This is a genomic window from Haloarcula sp. CBA1122 (genome assembly GCF_009741785.1).
GTDB classification, from domain to species: domain Archaea; phylum Halobacteriota; class Halobacteria; order Halobacteriales; family Haloarculaceae; genus Haloarcula; species Haloarcula hispanica.
Window position 1 is genome coordinate 23,854 of sequence record NZ_WPCB01000011.1, and the last position, 20,782, is coordinate 44,635.

The following is a 20,782-nucleotide window of genomic DNA, read 5'->3' on the forward strand; positions in this document are numbered from 1 at the left end:
GCGATCTTTCTCAAGCCGCTCAATTTGCTCATCATGTGCCACAGGTGGGCGGAAACCGAAACGAGCGGGCCGCATTAGTTCACACTCCGTGTCGAGCGCGATGAGAGCAGTGTCTCAAGCGTTCCGCGACCGTGGTCCCAGATGACGATTGACGTCGGGAGGACCAGTATGGACGCCACGAACGAATAGAGAACGCTGACTGCAATTAACAATCCAAACTGGCCCAAGATCGGGACAACCGCGAGGACGAGCACGCCGGTTCCAGATGTGGTGGTGACCATACTACCCGCCAGCGCACCACCTGTTCCCCGGACACTAATGTCGAGTGCTTCGAGCAAGCCAGTATCGCCACGGTACTCCTCCGAGAACCGATGCACGAGGTGAGCGGAGTAATCGATACCAAGCCCGATTCCGATTGATAACGTCGTTCCGGTGAGGACGTTGAACGGGATATCCAGATACCGCATTGTCGCGGCCAAGGCGGCAATAGTGAGCAGTATCGGCACGAGGTTCGCAGCGCCCAGCCCGGGACGCCGTTCAAGTAGCCAGTAGGCGAAAAACAGGAACGCTGCAGACGCGAGAATTGCGAGAGCCAGACTTATGTACGCAGATTCAGCGATTACGTCCGAGACAGCTTTCAATACCACAACACTGCCGGTTGCGGTCGCTTCCATCCGGAACTCATCCGCAACGGCTCTCGTATCATCTGTCACTTCCTGCTGACTCGCATCAGACTCGACGGAATACACGATGCGCGTTCGCGCGTAGTCATCAGTCATGTACGACTCCGCCCGGTCGCCGTACGGCGAATCATACAGCGCGTTGTAGATGGTCGGGAGATTCTGGTCGGGGACACCGTTACCGTTTTGATCGTTCTGTTCGACGAGCTGGCGGAACTCGGGTGAAGCACGCTTGTAGCGGTTAATCACCGTAAGTATGCTTGTGGTATCTGCACTCCCGCCGGCTGTAACGAAGGAGTCGGGTGGGTCCTGGTTCGCCCGGTGGATCTCCTCGAGCGCCGTTCCGTCCTGTAACGACCCTTCGACGTATATCGTTACGGTGTCACTCTCACCGCTCTCGAACGTGTCTTCAAGGTAATTTATCTGCTTCGTGACTGTGTACTCGCTCGGAGCCACAGCTTCCGGCAGAACCTCGACGTATCCGGGGTTCTCCTCCGGTGGGAGGAAGTCTTCAGTGGTGAACCGGGTATCAATCCCAGTTCCATACGCCCCCATGGCCGCCGTAGACACCAGTACGAGGGCAAAGAATATGTACGGGGCTCGGCGGGCGATTGTCACGCCGACAGTTAGCGACTTGCCGACTGCGGAGTCCTCAGAGCCGATCGGCGCGATACTGAATTCGGGGAGGTCGTATCGCACACGCTGCCGGTCCATGAAGTGCTTGAACGACGGGAGGAAGATACCGAAAATGAGGAAGGTGAATATGATCCCGACGCTGGCCACGAACCCGAGGTCACGGATCGGGCCGAGCTGGCTAGTCCCGTTTGCGGCGAATCCCAGCACTGTCGTTCCTGTCACAATAAAGAACGCTGGGAGCAACTGGTCAGTTGCGGTCCGCATCGCGGGTGTTGGTTCGACGTCCTCGATCCGTTCTTCGCGGTATCGGTTCACAGCGTGAATCCCGAAGTCAATCCCGATGGCAAGGAGCAACGGCGGGACCGTGATCAGCATCTGCGTGAAGGGGATACTGGCCCATCCCATGAACCCGAATGTCCAGATAATCGCCATCGCAAGGGAGACGAGGCCAATCAGCAGATCAAACGGATCCCTGTATGCGATAATAAGGAAGAACAGAATCAGGACAACAGCGGCTGGGACGACGAGTCCCAACGAATCGGAGATAACACTGTTCAGCTCTGCGGAGATGAGTCCACTGCCGAAGACAGAGATATCACCGTCAACCGAGCTGACAATGAACTCCGCTTCCTGCTGAATGGGCGTCAGTGGTGATGACCCCTCTGTCCCAGCACTGCTTGAGACACCTGAAACCTCGTGTGTGACAGTCGTCAGTGTTGCAGATGCCGACGGCTCCTCTCGGTTTAGATCGTTGCTGAGTAGCCCTGCAACTGCCGGCTGGCGCTCAAGTGTGGTTCGGGTGGCGGACTTAATCTCCGTCTGTGAGGCCGCTTCTACGGTATCGATCTGTTCGGGCAGTGTCTCTGCGTCCGGGTTGAGCGTCTGGGCGACGGCCTGTGCGACACTCGTCGTGCCAACAACGTCCTGTGATTCACGCTGTTCGAGCCGGTGCTGTGCTTTCAGCATGTTGAGGATAGCCGGCTTCGACAGGACGTTCTGGTCCTTCTGGATAAGCGTCGTAGAGCCAGTACCTTCGCCGAACGGTTCGCGCTCGAAGTTGTCGTTGACCTCGTCGAACGCTTCCTGTGCGGGAACGCCGTCAGTGAACTGTGATGTCCCTGAGTCGGTCGCAGTCATGCCGAAACCCGCCGACAGAATGAGCGTTGTGACGATGAACACAGCGACGACTGTCTTGTCACGGTTGACAATCCAATCGTCTAATACGTCGATGTATTTCTGATACTCTAGCATTGTGACATAGATGTTAGCTTCAGACGGTTACTGCCGCCTGTACCAGACGACGCCGCCAACAACGGCAAGGAGTCCAATGCCACCAACCAGCCACAGTGGCGTCCCACCGTCCCCGGACTGGTCCGTGACTTCTATCGGGAGACTGTAGGTATCCGAAACCCGTTTTTCGCCGTCAGGCGTCTCATACTGGAAGTCCAGATTGAGCGGATAGGTCTTGTCTAGCGCGTCGCTGCCCGCCGAGAGTTGGACTGAGACCGTTTCTGACGCTCCGGGGGCCAGTTCAGCGATGAACGTTTCATCGTCACTGCTACTGAGCGGATCATTGACGAACGCCTTCCCCTCAATGCTGGTCAGTGTTTTGTTCTTTGTGTTGGTTATTGTAAACGTAATTGACCTGTCTTGGCCCACACCGAGCGTTGAATTTTCCACTTCGATGTCGAATTCGTCCTGACTGCCAGCCACTTGTGAGCGAACTTCGAGTGTATCTGCTTCAACCCTGTCGCCGTTATCGTCGCGGTAGCTCACTCCGAAGTCAAACTGCCGAGCGCCTGCCTCCGCGCTGTTGGACACGTCAACGCCGAAGTTGAAGTTGGCCGTTTCGCCTGCATCGAGATCTCCAACAGCGTACTGTGATTCTTTTGGCGACAGTGTCGACTGCTGGCTTTCCCATGCGATGACGACGTTCTCGACGTCACGCGTTCCAGTGTTTGTGAGAGTTGCACTGAGTGAGCCGTCTTCGCCAGCCTGGAGTGACGTTTCGACGTTAGACACGTCGAAGTTCTGCTCAGGCGCAGGACTGAGGCTTAGCCGGACATCGTCATAGGTACTGGTATCGCCCTCTTGATCCTCATACTGTACGTTAGCCGACAGCGCGTAGCTTCGGTCCTCGGCATCAGGACTCGCTGTTGTATCGACGCGAACAGTCCGAACTGCTCCGGGTTCCCATTCCCCCACATAGGCGGTTGTTGAGGAGCTCTTTCCAAACGTTATATCCGCGTTCTCTGAGACAAACGTAACAGACGAGTCATTCACGGTCAACGGGCCTGTGTTGCGGAGTTGAACCTCGTACGTTCCCGTGTTACTAACGGCGACAGAACTGCTTGAATTGACGACCGAGAACTGCTGTTCCGGGTCAGGTGTGACTGCGACGGACTGTCCCACGGATTGTGTCCGGAGGCCATCCTCGTTATCAAATGCAACCGACAGCTCAAATCCGTACGACTCCGGTTCCGCGGCTTCGGCAGAACTCACACGGTAGTTGAACGTCCGGACTTCTCCCGGTTCCCACTCATCAACGAATCGTGAGGTGGCATCGCCGCCACTGACAGCGAGGTCCTGATTCTGTGATTGGAGCGTTACCGCGGCATCCCGTGCGGCGCTATCTCCGGTATTTTCGACGCTAACTGCCACCGTACCTGTTGAGGCAACGCGTGCATTGGAGTCAATATCAGTCACATTGAAGGTGGCATCATCGGTGACGTCGATTTCAATATCAACGGTGCGAGTTTTTCTGTCTTCGTCTCGTGCCCCTGTTCCCTCGGAAATGTAGCTTGTATGCTTATAGTTTAGTCTCAGTTGTGCGTCGTACGTACCGGAACTAGCGTCTTCGTCCACGCTGATCTCGAACGGCACTGTCGTCTTCGGCCCCGCCTGTAGCGTGCCGAGGCTTCGTTTCGAATTTTTCACTGAAATGGGTGCGTCACCAGAACCGAGTGACACAGTAAGCCCCTTTGCCGTTGTTACCTCGTTGTTCAACGCCGGATTTCGAGTGGAGCCACTATCGAGTTCCCCGCTGTTGACCAGTGAAATTTCTATGGTCTTTTGTTCACCCGGAGCGACGGTATCATCTTCAAGCGTTGCCGCAATATCGGGGCTCCCAACGACCGCAGCGGTTGCCGTTCCGCTGGTGACGGTAATCCCGATTACAGCCAGAAGTAGCAGTTTATACTTTGTAGAGGCCATGTTACTTGAGGATTTGTTCAAACCGTGTCTCGTTGCTAGCGACACTCCGTCTCGGAATTCTTCGTTTGTGAGTAGCCATTTGGTGGTGTTGACTAAACGTTCAATCACATATAGTGCTTTCGTATCTTTCGGGGCCAGAGGGAAAACTGGTGTTCAGTCAAAGCCACCATTACCTCGCCATCCACCGATGTCAACACAGGGTCTACAGATCTTATGGGGTGTTAGAAGGTGAGGCAGCGGAGGAATGTATGTACGAGTACAGTGAGCTTGAGGACAGTCCAGTGCGCTCCGTTGAGACAGCGGACCACAATACGCTTAAGGTTATTGAATATATAGTCAATCATATAGTTATCTACAACCGTACCCGTTACTCAGTTCAATGATAGAAAATACAACCCAGATTGGTCTAGTACTCTACAGAGAGTGGTGAAACCGTGAGCCATTTGAACCGTAGTAGACAAGCAGGAAACGGTCGACGTAAAGATGACTAACGAGATATCCTTTTTCCAGAACCCGGATGGAACCCGCGAGGAGATACTTGAAGCTACATTCTATGCGTTACGTCAGCACGGGTACGCGGATCTTACTATTTCAAAGATAGGTGACGAGTTTGGGAAGAGCCAATCGCTCATATACCATCATTACGACAATAAGGACGAGTTGTTGGTAGACCTCCTAGATTATATGCTGGAACAGGTCGAGAATCAGGTCCCGCTGCCCAACCAGTCCCCTGAAGAGTATATCGAGATAATCGTTGACGAAATATTTGGCACCAGCAGCAACAGTGATGTCGAGTTTTCGCAGGCTGTAATTGAACTGCGAGCGCAAGCGGCACACGACGACGATTACAATCGCCTCTTTCGCAGAGTGATGACTTTATTCGAAAACAAATCGCCCGTGTCATCCGGGCGGGTGTTGATGCAGGCGCATTTGATGTCGAAGACCCATCTCAGACAGCCGCGCTGTTCCACACGGTTTTAGTCGGCATTCAGGCGGAACGGATTACCAGTGACGAGGAGACTATCGACGATGTGAGAGCCGAATTTCGGCGGTATGTCGAGAACTGTTTACTTTCTGAATAGCCGGTCAAAGTCAGGTCCTGCTGAGCGATTAGCTGCCCCCGTCAGCCGTCATGCCGCCGCCGGGCATCGACTGGCAGTCTCCTTCGGGTTTCCGGATCGGCTCGACCGAACCCCACGAGTGGAAGTCCCACCGCATTGACTCGGCTTCGATGCGTCGCGGGTACCCGGAGTCCGCGAGGATGTAGTATGTGACCGGCTCCTGAGAGCCGTCCTGAGAGAGTTCATACACCAACACTTCCTCGCCATCGATGGTATCCCGGCCGACCGGCGTGATGTCTGGGTTTTCCTCCGGCTGGTCCGAGAACTGACCCGGATCAACCTCGTCACGGTCCATCCCCTGTTGCATCGTTCCCCGGAGACACTGCCCTCCAGTAACGGTGTACGTGCTGTTCCCGATACGGTACATTTCCATCTGTTGTCCCTGCTGGTCAAACGACCAGTACATATCCCCTTGATAGAAACGACCAGTCATCTCGACGGTCTGCCCTCCGGACTGCATTGTAGCTGTCATCGCGTACGATTCTGGGAACCGCGTGACCTGTCCGAACTGTGCTGACCTGTCGTCGGCTCCGCTGACCGCCGATGTATCCGTACCGGTTGTCTCACCGGGTTCAGGCGACGGTTCGGCTCCGCCGCCACTCTCTGTTTCATCTGATCCACTATTTTGCTCGCCGCTGCAACCGGCGAGTACGATCAATCCCGAACACATGGCTCCGAGTAACTTCCGTCTGGGTAGTTGATGCATGGGGGCGGATATCCTCAACGGGCAGATACTACCGACCAGTTCATGACAATTGTTATCACATATATCTCACTCTGATCACGAATGGATTCATTGAGTGTGTATAGACTGATAAATGCAGTGTAATATAGCTATACCGTATAGCTCAGCAAAATGGCTATTAGCGCATTCAAGATTGGATTGAAGAGAGTAGTTATTATGCCCGAATATTCATACATGTATTATATGTACGTTCCAGTTGTTTACTAGGTGGATGACTGACGACAGCCAGAGCGACGAGGCTGATGGGGATGAGGGACTATTTGTGGGAGCGAACGGCACTCTAACTGAAGTTCAGTACGATCCAACCAGCGACCAGGAGCTTGCTACGGTCATTGTTCAGGCCGTTGCCGATCAGTCGGGAACAGAACCATATCGTGAGTCGCCGTTGCACGACTACATCGATGTCGATGCCATTGAGACACTACTATTCGGTACACAGCCAGACCAGTCAATCGGCTCAGCGAGCCAGAACATCACCTTTCGATACCGCAAAATTATCGTCACAGTTCGCGCTGACGGTGTGATCCAGCTGTCGGCCGCTGACGCCAGCCGTGCAAGAAAGAACTAATCGCGAGGGTACAGGACATCTCGTCTGGGTTGGTAGCCTCCTTGCATATGCACTCCACTGCCGATATATCCCAAAAGGTCCACCGCCTGAATTGCATACTTCTTACCACCGGAGGCCCAGACCACGACAGTCTACAATAATCGGTCCGATTGGGCTGTGCCGGGAGGGGATTACGAGATAGGTTAAATGAGAGATTCGTTCCCAGTGATGGACGAGAGAGTCCCCGATTTTCGAACAAGCTATCGTTTGACCCGGAAAACTAGTATCCAGTATGGCTCTCCTGAAAGAGGGGGGGGTAGCTGCAAACATATTCTACAAATTTGATTCTCAAAAGATATATCGGTAGCTTCCGCGGTAGTGATTATGGCATCAAAGGTAGCGTCGGTACCATTAGACACCACCGTGTCCGTAGTTCTACACGCTCTTGAAGTGAAGATAGAAGCTTCCAATCACCGGCGGCAACACCACCATGTCCGCTGTTCTATCTCCTGAAAACCGCTACGTATCAATCGGTTTCGACACCACCATGTCCGCCGTTCCTAAGTGGACTGGAAGTCCGAAAGCGTCGCTTCGCTATCAACGAGGTTAGTGACGGATTTGTGGATTCCAACATCGTCGACAGTCTTCTCAAGCGCTGCGAGAATCATCTCCGGGTCCATTTCGAGAGAGTACTCGCGATAGGTTCCCCCACGTCGTCCCTCGTTCCGCTCGATTGCCGAGATGATACCTAACATCGACAGCTCGCCGAGGTGATCACGCATCCGGCGTGGGACAAGCGGATCGATCCCTGCCTTTTCGGCGAAGTTCGTGTATCGAGGTCTGATATCCCGTGTCCGGGCCGGCGTCTTCCCTTCCTGGTCGAGCGTAACCATTGCGTACACGACCAGATGACCGTGTTGGGTCAGTCCCGAAATACCTTCCTGAATCCGGCCACGTTCCAGAACGTCGCGGGCCTCTCTAACAAGATCTTCCGAAATCGTATCCGTATCCTTGTCGCGGGCCAGGTCGCCCGTTTTCATGAGCAAGTCGAGGGACTGCCGCGCGTCACCGGCGTCTTTCGCTCCGTACGCAGCGCACAGCTCGATGACGCCGTCTTCGAGGACGCCGTCGTGAAACGCTACATCAGCGCGCTGTTGCAGGATCTGGATCAGCTCCTTCGCGTCGTATGCGGGGAACTGGATCTCCTCTTCACAGAGTGAACTCTTGACTTTCGGGGAGAGGTCATCGCGAAAAGAGAAATCGTTCGAGATACCGATGATACCGATCTTCGCTGAACTTAGGTTGTCGTTCGCTCGCGCACGCGGGAGTTGGTAAAGAATGCTATCGTCTTCGATGTGGTCGACTTCGTCGAGCACGATGTAGATCGTCCCGCCACAGGAGTCGAGTTCGGTCCACAGCATGTCATACACCGTTGCACGAGGATACCCTGTCGTACTGATCTGGCTCGTTTCGTCCCTGAATTCGTTGACGAGTCGGGTCGCGATTTGATAACTACTGGAGAGGCCATCACAGTTTAGCATCTTTACCGTGAGATCGATATCCTCGTATTTCGCTGCGTCTTCTTCGAGATGGTCAATTAGATACCGCGTACCAGCAGTCTTGCCGACCCCCGTTTTACCGTACAAGAAGATGTTGTTGGGCTGTTCACCGTTGATTACGGGTTGGAGAGCCGCTCGATACCGGTTTAGTTCAGTGTCACGCCCGACGAGGTTCTCAGGCTGATAGTCTTCCCGGAGGGCATCCCGGTCCAAGTAGATCTCGGTGTCGCGTTCGAACATCCCCATAGTCGTTGCCTGATGTATTGGAAGGAACATACATAAAACCACCCCTGTCCGCAGTGTCCGGAGTGTCCGCTGTTCTATTGCTTATAAAAGAATGGCGGGACCCTCCCACCCCACTATGTCCGCAGTAACTAGAAAACGGTAGGTGGGGGTAACTCAGAAAAACTATTCATTAAGGAAAAGTTTATAATACTATGCTGAGAGCTAGACCGTAGTGCAGTTTAATAGCTATAGAGAAAGACGCTATAGCAATACTTGACGCTATCTCTAGTCTAGATAAGATTTGGGTAGTATCTAGACACAATCTAGTTGAGACTAAGTAAAATCTAAACTGTCTATATTCTATCTAGATGAAGTTCAGATAGTATCCAGGCTGTTCTAAATTGACTACCCTTCGAATCAAATGAGGCTGTTTCCTTCCCCCCTCCCTCTCTTTTGAAGAACAGCGGACAAAGTGGGGTGGGAGTGTTCTCTCCCATTCCTCGCCTAATTTACGGTCTTCAGACTCTCTGTGGCCAATTTATAGCCCTTCTATTGTTCAAGCACACACCGCCGTGTCCGCTGTTCTCGTGTCCACCCCCACTAGAACAGCGGACATCGTGGTGTGGCCCAGGCGAAGCAACACCACAATGTCCGCAGTAATCGGCGCATGATTTCTCAACTGTCCCAATAGAACAGCGGACATCGTGGTGTCTATTCACGATTATGCACCAGACCTCTCCGTCAGACGCCACAATGTCCGCAGTAATATGGGTTTAGAACACCTCTAACGAAGTGTTACTGCAGACACTGTGGTGTTCTCTGTTTCATCCTGCCCGCTCAACGATTCGGGTTCTGCTTCTGGTCCGGGATTCACTGTTCGCGCCGCATTGGTCACGTTAGTCGTCGCAGCGCTCCTGCCCATCTGCCGCGACAGTTACTGTACTCAACCGATCACTGAATACTACTTGCCCACGTTCAGCGACAGCCCAGTCTGCCAGCTATCGCGATAACCAACAATCCACCCGCTGGGTTCTGCTGTTCCCTTCCATCTTGTTCTGCTGTTTCCTCCTATTCGAGCGGTTCAAACACAGTCGTGGTGCATCGATACCTTCTACGCTAGCTGTCATCTGAATACGCGTTCAACAAGCCGTGCCTGCGCCTTTCTGAGATGATTCGATGCGGTACTCGGAGCACAACCGAGCTCCTCGGCGACGTCCTTGACGCTCCCATTTCGCGGGACGTCGTAGTAACCGACTTCCCGTCCTGCGGCGAGTGCTTCGCGCTGACGTGAAGTGAGGCCGATGGCGAATGTTCCAGGGCTGGCATCGTATTCGCCGATCTTCTGGACGTTTACCGTGATTCCGTCGGGAAGTGCATCCCGGACCTGTTCGAGAGTGGCGGGTTCGCCGACGACATCGAACAACACGACTCCGTGCGGTCGGTAGGCAACCGGTGGGACCACCATTAGCGTCGGCTGTTCGAACGCCGCGTAGAACTGTCGTGATTGTTCAGTCTCCCGGCCACGGACGAACGCGTAGAACGCCTGGTCTCGAACGGGTGTAATATCGTAGCTTTCCATGGTTTCGACCGCAGAAAGCGCCGATTCGTAGGGTTCGCGATCGCCGACGATATAAAACAACGTATAGGCAATCTCGTCCTCGACCCCGACTTTCCACGTAACGAGCCACTCGCGTTTGATTGCGTCGCTTTCGGTCATAAAGCGGTGCATCGGACGCTGATACTCCGGTGCATACTGGATCTCTAAGCGGAGATATCTCACGGACGAGCCCTGGTGGCGGCTCCCACATAAAGACACTAGTGTGTACGACAGTTCGCGTATCCGCTCCCACTATCTATCCGTAGCTGTTCATGAGCAGTGATCGGCGGAATGTGGACGACGCACAGTCTGATGAACGGATATGCTGTGGTAGAAACACGGATATCCGATTTAATTCTACACTTCGGGAGGTGCTCGGTTCGTCCCCGTTCATCCTGACCAAATTCGACGCGTTCATGAACTGGGTCCGGGGGTCCTCGATGTTTGTGCTGCAGTTCGGCATCGCCTGTTGTACCATCGAGATGATGGGCACTCTCGCTACGAAACACGACCTCGACCGCTTTGCTGCTGGAGTTCCTCGGGCATCACCGCGACAGGCAGATCTGATTATCGTCCCGGGGACCATCGTTTCGAAGTTCGCGCCGCGGATGAAGCGCGTGTACGACCAGATGCCCGAGCCGAAGTTCGTCGTCTCGATGGGGTCGTGTACTATTTCCGGTGGGCCGTTTCAGGAAGGATACAACGTCATCAAAGGTGCGGAGCAAGTCATTCCGGTTGACATTCACGTCCCGGGCTGTCCGCCCCGCCCCGAAGCGTTGATCTACGGCGTCGCCAAGCTGCAGGAGCGCATCGCCGAGGGCGAGTCCTCGCCGGTGACGGTCAAGCCGTACGAACTGGAGCAGTTTGACGACCTCGAACGGGACGAACTCGTGGACAAACTCGCCAGCAAGATCGACGAGGACGACCTCGTCATGCGATACGACTGGACTGGCTCGACCTGACCTACTGCGTCGTTACGGGGACTTGACCGTACGATTCGGACTACGTACCTGAGGTGGGGCTTCGGCCCCGATGTAATTGCCGCTCCGGTTCGATGTGGCTGAAACCCAATAGTGTCTTGGAAGACCAGTTCGGATTTTACGACGCAGCTTCAGTGTAGTTCACTTCGAACGATGTCGTTTCATTCTCACCGTGGTTACCGACTGTCACCGAATCAGTACCGTCAATCCGCTCAACTGCGACCCTCGTCCAGGTACGCTCGACGGTTTCCGATTCGAGATCGATTCGAACGACGACCGTGCGACCGCCGCCTGGCCGTGTGAGTTCGAGTTTGACCTGGCTGTCGTCTGTTGCTTCGACGACGGTCGCGTCCAGCGTGTCCGGATCGTCGAACTCCGTCTGGATGGCGTAGCTGGTGCGTTCGTTCGATTCGATGAGCCGGTCGATGGAGTCCCGTTCGCTTTCGTTGAGAGCGCCGATCGTATCTGTAATGTTCAGATTGAGGCCTTCGAGCTCCGAGTGGCTCGAACGGACAGCTACCGACTGACTGTTGAGGGCGACTTCACCTTCGACAGCTGGGAGGCAATTGTCCACGGGACGGGCGTGGATGCCGACGGTGTCTAACGGTTCGTCCCGGGCGACCGTCTCGTAGTACTGGTTGACCTGAACTTCGATGTGATCGTACGCGCCGAGCCCCGCGTATCCTGATATTTCCTTCCAGACCAGTGACGCGAACTGCTCGCGGCCGATTTCGTCGAACGGCTCGCCGCTGTGCTGTTCGACAAGTGTCACGGTGACACCGCGGACCTGTATGTCAGTCCGAGTTCGGTTCGGGGTGTCAATACGGAACCCGCCACCACAGGTCCGGTCGCCCTGATCGAACGTGACCGTGCCACTATCGTTGGAAACCGTTGTCACCTCGAACGCCGTCGAATTCGTAACTGTGATGCTACCGGTCGTTTCATTGGATTCGGTCTCAGAGGGGGACGATTCGGATGGGGCATTTCCGGCACTCCCATCGGCTACGACGCTGCGCCGCTGGCAGTGAGCAGGAGGGCCGATACCGCAACCGCGTACGCTGCGAGTCGGTAGTCACGATGCATCTGCATCACTTCGTTGGCGGGGAAGTTTTCGTTTCATTGTCTTGGGGGTGATCGGACAGGACGCACGAGCGCGGTCGGTAGCACAGTACAGTAAAGCCGGGCCCGTAGCGGCGGGCCGAGTTCGCAGTGGCGGGCCGAGCATATGCTGTGGGCCGGTGTGCTCGCTGTGAGTGCTGGCCCGATCACGGCATCAGGAAGTTATACGAAAACCATTGTAAACCCCCGTTGGAAACGGGAGTGAAACGGATCTGAAACGCGTTTCAGAGATTGTTCCATTCGTTTCAGTTTACTGAAAACCAGCACTTTCATACGAAAACGTCCGGTCACGACGGACATGGAGTCGGTTAGACGGTCCCGTCTGGTGTTGGTCCTCTCGCTCACCGTCCTCAGTGTGAGTATCGCCGTCTTCGCAACCGCGACTGGTATCGCCGCCACGGCGACAGCTGATACCGGATACGAGTTCGCTATTGAAGACGATGCACTCGTCGAAACGAGCGGCAGAACTACTGAGGTTCTGATATCGGATATCGGAACTGTCAACCATATCGAGATTACGAATATCAACCGGAGCCCCGTTGTGCGGGCCACACCATGGGAACCGCCCGAACTGTCCCGCTCAAAGCAAGCGCGAGCCAAGCGGATTATCACGACGGACGGGTCGGTCGCCGATACCGTTGCATCACCGGCCGACGCAGTGTACACGATGCGGCCGGTTCCACGCGGGGTAGCTAGCGAGAGAGCCGCGGTCGTCGGTGCAGATCCGACAGCGCAGTGGCACGATCTCACCGCAGTCAACGAGTCCACCTTCACCGTTCGGAACGGCACGACTGCAGGGGTCGTCGTCATTGAACGGACGGAGCAGCGACTGAGTGATCGCCGTGTACTGGTTGTCGTTGAACCGATTGATCGGGAAACCCGATACAGTGTCGTCGTCGATATCCGAAACGAGAGGATAGATGCGTTCGTCCGACTCCGTGGGGTACCGGAGTAGTCCGGATACATCGCTGGTCTCAACAATGATCGAAAACACCCTCCAACGTAGCGAGGTCGTCGCGGCAGGCGTCTTCGTCATCTCGACCGCCCTGATGCTTTTGCTGGCCGGCCATCTCATCACGCCGGCAGTAGCCACAGTCACAATCGGCGAGACCACTGTCCAATCAGGATCTCCGGGGCCGTCCATCCGAACAGTCGATATCGCCGTACTCACAGTGGCTGCGTTCGCCTCCGGTGCGAGTGCCGTGGCGTTGTTCCGTGTCGATCGGGGTGCATCGGGGTCTACTATGGACTCGCCGGACACTCGATCGCCGGACGCTGACCATGACCACGCACCGACAGCGGGCCTACTCGAAGCCCGTCGGCAGGAATGGGAAGAGACTGCGAGTCGCCTCGCGAGCAACGAACGGATCGTGTATGAGATCATGCTTGATGCCGATGGGGTCCTTCCACAGAGCGAAATCGTCGATCGAACGGAGTTCTCGAAGGCGACTGTCAGCCGGACCCTCGATACGCTCGAAGCCAAGAACCTCATCGAACGGAAGCGGCGCGGCGTCGGCAACGTCATCATCCTGTCGTGAATCCCACACTGATCGGGCGATTTGCTCCATTCGGGCGACAGCGTTGCTGAAACCAGCCGAAGCTATCCGTCCGTAACGATCTGGGCAACGCGGTCGCGGCTGAAAAGCTGCTCATCCGATGGAATCTCTGGATAGTAATCCCCGTTCTCGTAGGGTGGCCACTCGCCAAAGATATCCGGGTAGAGCTGTTTCGCGGTCATTTCGATCTGGAAAAGATTCATGATCGGGCCGTGGTATCGCATTCCGTGTGCGTATACGCGGTCGTCTTTGACCGCTGCGAGTTCTTTTCCAACGCTGTGTGACGCGAGCCTCTCGCGGACATCGTCCATGTCGTAGCGCGGTGTCATCCCCCAGAGATGGAGGATTACGTCAGGGTCCGCGTCCAGCATCGTTTCATAGCCGACCGAACCCCAGAGACCGTCCCACGTTTCGTCCCCGAAGGCGTCGTTGGCTGCGAGCGGACGCGTGTCCGCGAGCCAGAACCCCGGTCGGTTCAGGTGATACGTCCAGAATTGGCCGTCGCCAAGTGTAACCCGAACCGCGGTCGGTCGATCTTCTTCGGGTGGAAGCTCCGTCTGGATGGTCTCGATGAGTTCTTGATGAACGGCTCTGAGTTGCTCGTAACGCTTTCGTTCCTGAAACACGGTGGCGACACGACCGAACAGCTCCCACAGCGTGTAATAATGGTAGTTCTCACTGTAGGGTTCTTGCGGGTCACCGTGTGTTCCGCTGTAGAAATTCCCGAAAAAGGGGCCGACATTGTCGACAATTTCCTCGATATCGCCCATATCCCAGTTCTCCTGGGTAATCGCCCATGCGGGGTCAAGGAAGTGAACGTCGCTACCGAGGCTGTAGAAGAACTCCTTGCTAAAATTATCGTAGGGGTTCGGAAGGTCCTCCCATTCAAAAGAGACACCAGAGAGCCGTTCGTAGTAGTGGTTCATCGATGGCCCAGCCATCTCTGGAACGAACATCGAATTGACCGCGTCACCGTGGTTAAGCGCGACTAACATATCTGCATACTGATTGTACATCGTGAAGACCTTCTCCGGTACGGAGTCGAACTCGACCTCTCCGACAGGAGAAAGCGAGGCAACGTAGGAGCCGTCATCTGACGGGGTTGATGTGCCCGTTTCCTTGTCACTCGCTGTTGCTGTACTGGGCGGTTCCCCACCGTTACTGGAGCAGCCGGCTACGATTGACGTGCCGAGCAGCAGACCACCGCCGGAGAGGTAGTCTCGTCTGGTGAGACTACCTGTACCGTCTGTCTCGTCCATGTTTTAGGTTGGCCTAATGTGACGTATATGGCTTTCGGATTAACCAGTGTACTTCGCTTGCAGGACGAAGGACTGACCACTCTATCACCGCCGTGAATCTCGACCAACTTTGTTCTATGACAGATTCTTCGGAGTTGTCTGTGAATCTCACCTATATGATACAATTGACTATAGATATACTACTATACACTCACAGTTGGTCGAATATGACAAGTATGAATGTACCGGTAATATATTTAGACACCGAAACCGAGATTGTAACTCAGGAAACTCGGTCTTATCTCTGAGATCAATATACAAGTGTGAAAACGTACTTCTACGACTATATTGTTCTACATTGTGGCTGATATCTCTTGGATAATAACACGTACTCAATTTTAATCCGGATATGATATCCGCGACATCCAATCAGATAGTTGCTATTCAAAACACGATTTTTTGATACCAGCGGCCGCTGAGAGCCTGTCGAGTTCGCCGGCGTCAAATAATAACACCTGTACGGATGTTATAACACCTACTTGCTTCAGCTCTGAGGCACAGCCATTTTAAGTGATACCTGGTGCGATACACTGTAAATCTTCGCACGACTATCATCTAATATGATTTCTAGTTCCGGATTGGGTAGCGGAGGGCAGGGATCTATCGGAACTTCGACCGGCTACAGACGGTGACCGCTGAGGAAGGTATGATTGAGACGATCCCGGAAGAACTTCTGGAGCCCCACGTTGGGCCAGTGAACAAACACCGAGAGTTCTCCCCGCTATAGTAACAATTGAAACGATGTACACACTGATCGCACTGCTGTCGTGCGATCAGGAGTGCATTGATTTTCAATGGCTACTATAGATATGGCGCGTACCGCTCGCCATGACGACGATACCGATCATCGACGGTCACTCGTCGAGGCTGTGGTTTTCTCGCTCAAGCAGCGGTACGGCGACACGCTTCGGACACGGACGTGGTTCGCCCAGATCCGTGAACTCGTTCTGAGAGCGACTCTGAGAAATATCGAACTTGCTCCGTAACTTCAGTCGGTACAGCCTGTGAATTTATCGAATTGCAGGTGAGCCATCTGCGTCATTTGCATCGGCTATCCACTGCGGTTGCATCGGAAGGATATCCGACGGTAAATCGTTCATGTCGAAGAATCCGACCTCGAGGGCTTCATCTTCGTCGGCCTCGGGTGTACCCCCCTCGATGGAACACCGAAAGCAATTGGTGACGAAGTGAACTGCCTTGCCTGAGGGATACGAAAACACTTGCTGTTCCGGGTGTGAATAGACGCCTATCAGCCGCTCAACCGCTATTTGCAGTCCCGTTTCCTCGTCAACCTCCCGTGTGACAGCGTCCCCGACTGGTTCGCACCGTTCGACCGTGCCCGTCGGGAGCGCCCACTGCTCTTTGTCGGCGCGTTTCAGCAACAGCACCTCATCTGCGTCATTCACTACGACAGCAGCGACGCCCGGACGTATCTCATCCGGCCACGAATAGGGTGGTGCCTCCCATGTGTCGGTTGTGTCTGTGAAGAGGTGTGCAAGCGACGAGATCGTCAAATCTGGTTGCTGAAGATCACGAGCAGATGCGGCAGTCGGTTTGTCCTCGGCCACCAGAATCCCGGTGAGCCCCGCACGGTGGGCGCCGAGAATGTCCGTGGCAGGATTATCGCCAATCGCGGCCGCTTGCACGTCGTCAGCCAGCCCGTCGAGAGCCATCTCGAACATAAGCGGCTCGGGTTTGCCAACGACCGTTGGCTCTGTTCCCGCCGCAGCTTCGACTGCTCGGACAATGGCCCCGGCCCCGGGTACAGGCCCGTCTGGGGTCGGGAACGACCCATCCGGGTTCGTCCCCACGAACGTCGCTCCCCGCTGGATGTGTCTCGCCGCCCGCTGGATGTCTTGATATGACGTCTTCTCGTCCGCGCCGACGACCATCGCATTTGGATCGTCGTCCGTGATCTCGATGCCTTCTTCTTGGAGTTCGATTTCCAGCCCTCCGCTACCGACAACAGCAGCGGTGGTCATATCCTGTTGGGAGAGGTAGTGGGCGGTCGCCCAGCCTGACGTGATGATCTCGCCTTTTTCCGCGTCGATCCCCAGCTTGCGAAGCCTGTTCGCGATCGTCTCACGCTGAAAGCGTGGGTCGTTCGTCAGGAATCGCAGTTCCTTGTCCCGCTCATCAAGACGATTCACCGACTCGACCGCCTCCGGTAGGGCCTCGTCCCCGAGATACACTACCCCGTCGAGGTCAAGCAAGAACGCGTCGAATTGTTCAGAAATCATACCGTCTTGTAGCACCATCAGCCACTTGTATCCTTTTGTCGGGGTGTATATGTAATTTAACTGAGTGGCTGATTTATAGCGTCATTAACGAAACGAACTCGCTGTTACTCTGCGTCTAGACAAAGCCGACCAGTTCAAATGTGGTTTCGTCACGTCTACCCAAACAAATCAATCGGACGGCTGATAGCATTTGCCGCCGTTGATCATTGATCACCCAATACAGTGAGTGTAAAACCAATGTCAGGGTCGCTTCTGTTCACTGATCTTGAGTATTATACTGCGATCACGCTGTACTCCGTTTTGACTGGGATAACGCGATAGCCGTGATCGTCACATGAATAAATCTAAGACAATCTGACAGCGATGGGGCCAGCTAAATTCGAACGAATCAGTTACAATTTGACGACGTCGCCGCTCTCCGCGGCTTTGTGAATTGCCCGGATGATTCGCATATCCTGGAGGCCGTGGCGGCCGTCCGGGCCAATGTCAGTACCAGTCAAAACACGGTCAGCGAAGTAATCGAACTCCTCCCGCATTTCGTCCTCCGCGTCAAAACTCTCGTGTTCGACAGTTACTGTCGTCTCGTTTCGGGACAGGTGGAGTTTTGCTTTCCCATGGAACGCTGGACGGAGTTCGATCTGTCCGTCCGTCCCAGTTATTTTCAGTTGCGTATCACTGTGAGCGTTCTGGCTATCAGTCGTGACCATTTTGATACCGTCTTCCAGCGCTAGCAAGGCCCCGGAGCGCTCATCAGGTACGTCGACGAAGGCCTCCCCATGAGAATCCATCTGTGACTGCACTGCCAGTGGTTCCCTGTCGAGCAGAAACCGAGTCGTGTTGATCGAGTAAATCCCCAAATCCATCACTGAGGTGCCATAACCTGAGAGTTCCGGATCGAGCCGCCACTGGTCCGTGTCCGGATTCATCTCGAGCAGCGGCTGACTATTGTTTCCGTATACGGATACTGGCTCACCGATGAATCCGTCTTCGATGAGTTCTTTTGCACGCCTAACAGCGGGGTCAGTCTGCATCCGGTAGGCAATCATCAACGGCACAGCGGCGTCCGCACAGACCTCAACCATTTTCTGAGCCCGTTCGACTGTTGCCTCCATCGGTTTCTCGCACAGGATCGCTTTGTCTAACTCTGCGGCTGTCTCGGCGTATTCCAGATGCAAGGCGTTCGGTGTCCCGATGTAGATGGCATCAAACCTGTCGGCTGCATCCCCGTCGTGGAACTCCTCGTAACTGATCCCGTGGTCCACACCGTTCTCGTCGGCGAGACGTTTCGCTTTCTCCGAAGAACTGCTGACGAGCGTTGTAACTTCACCCAGATCAGAATCCTGAATCGCGGGAAGTGCTAGGTCGATTGTCCACCAGCCAAGTCCTAACAGCGCGTATCGAACCGTTCCGTCCGTGGTGGTTTGCCAGTCACGCTCGTTATACGTATCAATCCAGTCTTTCATACAAATATGTTTTAAACCTTGACGCTAAAAACTTCGGTTTCTGAACACGCAAACACCATGCTGGTGGGTGGGGTGACGTCGCCGGAGTATGTCACTGTACTATGCTGTAATCTTGTTACTACTGGCTCTCTTCTTCAGCTATTGCTATTATACTCTTTCTCACTATGGAAAAAATAGAAAGATATTACTGCTCAAACGCACTCGTTCAAACAGTTAATACGGTATTATGTGGGTAGGTGTATCCTAATGGATATGAATCCGCCAGAATTACCCGCAAATTGTCCACTCTATGAAGGCATTATATAATCATAACTTAGAAATTAAGTTAGGCTGATATTTGTATGTACTATTTGAAACACTGCGAAGGTTTAAATCCCCTGGATTGGGGCTCTATTCAAACCCTGAGAATTGTTGGAGTGTCCTAGGTCCGTCTTTAGCAACTGATAGTGACGATTGACGGCCTCGTCTCCCATTATCTCATTAAGCACAACAGCTACGGCTGTCAATTACACATAAATATGCACTCTATATCCGACTGTAGCATAGCCGTAGTAAGCGCATATTCATGTTTTGGGAAGTCGATTGTAAACACATTGGAAAATCTTACAGGGTGCCAAGCTGAATGAAAAATAATGCAAATCGAACATTAATCTCGGGAGGAACTGTTGTTACGCCGACCAGCGAAATTGAGAACGGGACAATAGTATTCTCTGATGGAAAAATAGTCTCGGTGGAAGCAGAATCTCATGACTCCCCGGACATTGATGCGACGGGGAAGTATGTCCTACCTGGATTGGTTGATCTTCACGGTGATGATATCGAACGGCACCTCTTTCCGAGAGCTGGTGAGCGCGTCAACACGACTGTCGCTCTGGACCGATGTGATATTGCCAATGCCAGCGCGGGAGTTACGACAAAGTATCATGCCATTGCGTTCGAAGACGTCCCAGATGATAACCGGAGTATCGAATTAGCCCGTCGCTTGGCCGAGCATATCCGGGATTTCAACTGCGAAACCGGCGCCAGGGTCGATAACAGACTCCATATGCGGTGTGAACTCACCAACGAAACGGCTGTCGACGCCGTCTCGCAAGAAATCCAATCAGGGGGAGATCTCGTCTCCCTTGTCTCACACATTCCCGGAACGGGCCAGTTCGCTGGCGAAAATACACTTACACAACGCTATAATCTTCCGGACGGGGTCTCAGAGTCAAGCCTTCAGACCCTCGAAACACGCCGCAATGGTGTCTCCGAAACAGAAGTAATCTCGCGCGCACGAGAGATTACAGAGCTAGCAAGCAATAGAAATATCCCAGTCGCCTCACACGACGATGAAACCGTTTCGAGCGTGGACAACGCCGCTGCTATCGGGGTAGACATAAGTGAGTATCCGCTCTCCCACCGTGTTGCGCAGCGTGCAACCGAGTTAAACTTGGCCGTTGCGATGGGTGCGCCGAATGTGGTTCGCGGTGGGAGTCTGTGGGACGGGCCCGATGCGTCTCAGGCAATCAAAGACGGTGTTGTCGACATTCTCTGTAGCGACTTTCGTCCGCAATCACTGCTTAGCTCTGTTTTCATCGAAAACGGTGACCCTCTCAAAGACCGGGTGTTACGTGTCTCTACTGCACCAGCTGCCGCTGCTGGCCTGTACGACCGTGGCCGATTGGAGTGTGGAGCAAGGGCCGATCTGATTATCGTCGATCCAGACCCGGTTCCATCGATAGCACGAACATATGTTGCCGGCGACGAAGTGTATCGCTCTGGATAGCCTACTCGTGACGCGTACTGTGTAAAAACTGCGCG

General features: G+C 54.2%; 14 protein-coding genes and 2 pseudogenes. 7 read left to right on the plus strand and 9 right to left on the minus strand.

From position 1 onward, the window contains the following. Window positions 1-74: 74 nt before the first annotated feature. Together GJ630_RS06400 and GJ630_RS06405 are read right to left on the minus strand one after the other, a co-directional pair. Window positions 75-2,567, minus strand: a complete 2,493-nt coding sequence (locus GJ630_RS06400; RefSeq protein WP_151104058.1) for an RND family transporter — start codon at window positions 2,565-2,567, stop codon at window positions 75-77. A gap of 27 nt (window positions 2,568-2,594) precedes the next feature. After that, window positions 2,595-4,529 carry a COG1361 S-layer family protein gene (locus GJ630_RS06405; protein WP_014031001.1) on the minus strand — a complete coding sequence of 645 codons (1,935 nt, stop codon included), beginning with the start codon at window positions 4,527-4,529 and terminating at the stop codon, window positions 2,595-2,597. 483 nt (window positions 4,530-5,012) lie between these two features. On the opposite strand from GJ630_RS06405, the pseudogene GJ630_RS06410 reads away from it, so the two are divergent. Continuing rightward, window positions 5,013-5,611, plus strand: a pseudogene (locus GJ630_RS06410) (TetR/AcrR family transcriptional regulator). Between the two features lie 28 nt (window positions 5,612-5,639). On the opposite strand, the gene GJ630_RS06415 reads toward GJ630_RS06410, so the two are convergent. Beyond that, the gene (locus tag GJ630_RS06415; RefSeq protein ID WP_225308151.1) at window positions 5,640-6,110 is read right to left on the minus strand and encodes a hypothetical protein; all 471 of its coding nucleotides are present in this window, start codon (window positions 6,108-6,110) and stop codon (window positions 5,640-5,642) included. Between the two features lie 496 nt (window positions 6,111-6,606). Between GJ630_RS06415 and GJ630_RS06420 the strand changes: the two genes are divergently transcribed. Further along, window positions 6,607-6,963: a HalOD1 output domain-containing protein gene (locus tag GJ630_RS06420; protein ID WP_191449577.1), complete on the plus strand. Its 357-nt coding sequence runs from the start codon at window positions 6,607-6,609 to the stop codon at window positions 6,961-6,963. Window positions 6,964-7,502: 539 nt separating this feature from the next. Here the strand turns inward: GJ630_RS06420 and GJ630_RS06425 are convergent. Together GJ630_RS06425 and GJ630_RS06430 are read right to left on the minus strand one after the other, a co-directional pair. After that, complete coding sequence (locus GJ630_RS06425) at window positions 7,503-8,747, minus strand: Cdc6/Cdc18 family protein (RefSeq protein WP_004594978.1); 1,245 nt, start codon at window positions 8,745-8,747, stop codon at window positions 7,503-7,505. A gap of 1,102 nt (window positions 8,748-9,849) precedes the next feature. Then, window positions 9,850-10,443: a helix-turn-helix domain-containing protein gene (locus GJ630_RS06430; protein WP_080510114.1), complete on the minus strand. Its 594-nt coding sequence runs from the start codon at window positions 10,441-10,443 to the stop codon at window positions 9,850-9,852. A gap of 152 nt (window positions 10,444-10,595) precedes the next feature. Here GJ630_RS06430 and GJ630_RS06435 point away from each other — a divergent pair, with 152 nt between their 5' ends. Then, window positions 10,596-11,285, plus strand: a complete 690-nt coding sequence (locus tag GJ630_RS06435; protein WP_191449578.1) for an NADH-quinone oxidoreductase subunit B — start codon at window positions 10,596-10,598, stop codon at window positions 11,283-11,285. A 136-nt stretch (window positions 11,286-11,421) separates the two neighbouring features. Here the strand turns inward: GJ630_RS06435 and GJ630_RS06440 are convergent, their stop codons facing one another. Further along, window positions 11,422-12,201: a hypothetical protein gene (locus GJ630_RS06440; RefSeq protein WP_252718733.1), complete on the minus strand. Its 780-nt coding sequence runs from the start codon at window positions 12,199-12,201 to the stop codon at window positions 11,422-11,424. A gap of 519 nt (window positions 12,202-12,720) precedes the next feature. Here GJ630_RS06440 and GJ630_RS06445 point away from each other — a divergent pair. Beyond that, on the plus strand, window positions 12,721-13,377 hold the full coding sequence (locus GJ630_RS06445; protein ID WP_014031339.1) for a hypothetical protein: 657 nt from the start codon (window positions 12,721-12,723) through the stop codon (window positions 13,375-13,377). 25 nt (window positions 13,378-13,402) lie between these two features. Then, on the plus strand, window positions 13,403-13,960 hold the full coding sequence (locus tag GJ630_RS06450) for a MarR family transcriptional regulator (RefSeq protein WP_044952853.1): 558 nt from the start codon (window positions 13,403-13,405) through the stop codon (window positions 13,958-13,960). Between the two features lie 62 nt (window positions 13,961-14,022). Here GJ630_RS06450 and GJ630_RS06455 read toward each other — a convergent pair whose 3' ends face one another. Further along, the gene (locus GJ630_RS06455; protein ID WP_191449579.1) at window positions 14,023-15,237 is read right to left on the minus strand and encodes an ABC transporter substrate-binding protein; all 1,215 of its coding nucleotides are present in this window, start codon (window positions 15,235-15,237) and stop codon (window positions 14,023-14,025) included. Between the two features lie 842 nt (window positions 15,238-16,079). On the opposite strand from GJ630_RS06455, the pseudogene GJ630_RS19905 reads away from it, so the two are divergent. Next, window positions 16,080-16,262: pseudogene (locus tag GJ630_RS19905) on the plus strand (IS5/IS1182 family transposase); the annotation flags it as partial. 24 nt (window positions 16,263-16,286) lie between these two features. Here GJ630_RS19905 and GJ630_RS06460 read toward each other — a convergent pair. Both GJ630_RS06460 and gfo6 read right to left on the minus strand, forming a co-directional pair. Continuing rightward, the gene (locus GJ630_RS06460) at window positions 16,287-17,516 is read right to left on the minus strand and encodes an HAD-IIA family hydrolase (RefSeq protein ID WP_014031335.1); all 1,230 of its coding nucleotides are present in this window, start codon (window positions 17,514-17,516) and stop codon (window positions 16,287-16,289) included. 392 nt (window positions 17,517-17,908) lie between these two features. After that, window positions 17,909-18,979: a D-xylose 1-dehydrogenase Gfo6 gene (gene gfo6, locus GJ630_RS06465; RefSeq protein WP_014031334.1), complete on the minus strand. Its 1,071-nt coding sequence runs from the start codon at window positions 18,977-18,979 to the stop codon at window positions 17,909-17,911. Window positions 18,980-19,601: 622 nt separating this feature from the next. On the opposite strand from gfo6, the gene GJ630_RS06470 reads away from it, so the two are divergent. Beyond that, window positions 19,602-20,747: an alpha-D-ribose 1-methylphosphonate 5-triphosphate diphosphatase gene (locus tag GJ630_RS06470; protein WP_079980864.1), complete on the plus strand. Its 1,146-nt coding sequence runs from the start codon at window positions 19,602-19,604 to the stop codon at window positions 20,745-20,747. Window positions 20,748-20,782: the final 35 nt, after the last annotated feature.

What these genes read in the sequence shown, in the direction of transcription:
- GJ630_RS06400 (WP_151104058.1), bottom strand. Translation starts at nt 2,567, where the DNA reads ATGCTAGAGTATCAGAAATACATCGACGTATTAGACGATTGGATTGTC.
- GJ630_RS06405 (WP_014031001.1), bottom strand. Translation starts at nt 4,529, where the DNA reads ATGGCCTCTACAAAGTATAAACTGCTACTTCTGGCTGTAATCGGGATT.
- GJ630_RS06415 (WP_225308151.1), bottom strand. Translation starts at nt 6,110, where the DNA reads ATGCAGTCCGGAGGGCAGACCGTCGAGATGACTGGTCGTTTCTATCAA.
- GJ630_RS06420 (WP_191449577.1), top strand. Translation starts at nt 6,607, where the DNA reads ATGACTGACGACAGCCAGAGCGACGAGGCTGATGGGGATGAGGGACTA.
- GJ630_RS06425 (WP_004594978.1), bottom strand. Translation starts at nt 8,747, where the DNA reads ATGGGGATGTTCGAACGCGACACCGAGATCTACTTGGACCGGGATGCC.
- GJ630_RS06430 (WP_080510114.1), bottom strand. Translation starts at nt 10,443, where the DNA reads ATGACCGAAAGCGACGCAATCAAACGCGAGTGGCTCGTTACGTGGAAA.
- GJ630_RS06435 (WP_191449578.1), top strand. Translation starts at nt 10,596, where the DNA reads ATGAGCAGTGATCGGCGGAATGTGGACGACGCACAGTCTGATGAACGG.
- GJ630_RS06445 (WP_014031339.1), top strand. Translation starts at nt 12,721, where the DNA reads ATGGAGTCGGTTAGACGGTCCCGTCTGGTGTTGGTCCTCTCGCTCACC.
- GJ630_RS06450 (WP_044952853.1), top strand. Translation starts at nt 13,403, where the DNA reads ATGATCGAAAACACCCTCCAACGTAGCGAGGTCGTCGCGGCAGGCGTC.
- GJ630_RS06455 (WP_191449579.1), bottom strand. Translation starts at nt 15,237, where the DNA reads ATGGACGAGACAGACGGTACAGGTAGTCTCACCAGACGAGACTACCTC.
- GJ630_RS06460 (WP_014031335.1), bottom strand. Translation starts at nt 17,516, where the DNA reads ATGATTTCTGAACAATTCGACGCGTTCTTGCTTGACCTCGACGGGGTA.
- gfo6 (WP_014031334.1), bottom strand. Translation starts at nt 18,979, where the DNA reads ATGAAAGACTGGATTGATACGTATAACGAGCGTGACTGGCAAACCACC.
- GJ630_RS06470 (WP_079980864.1), top strand. Translation starts at nt 19,602, where the DNA reads ATGAAAAATAATGCAAATCGAACATTAATCTCGGGAGGAACTGTTGTT.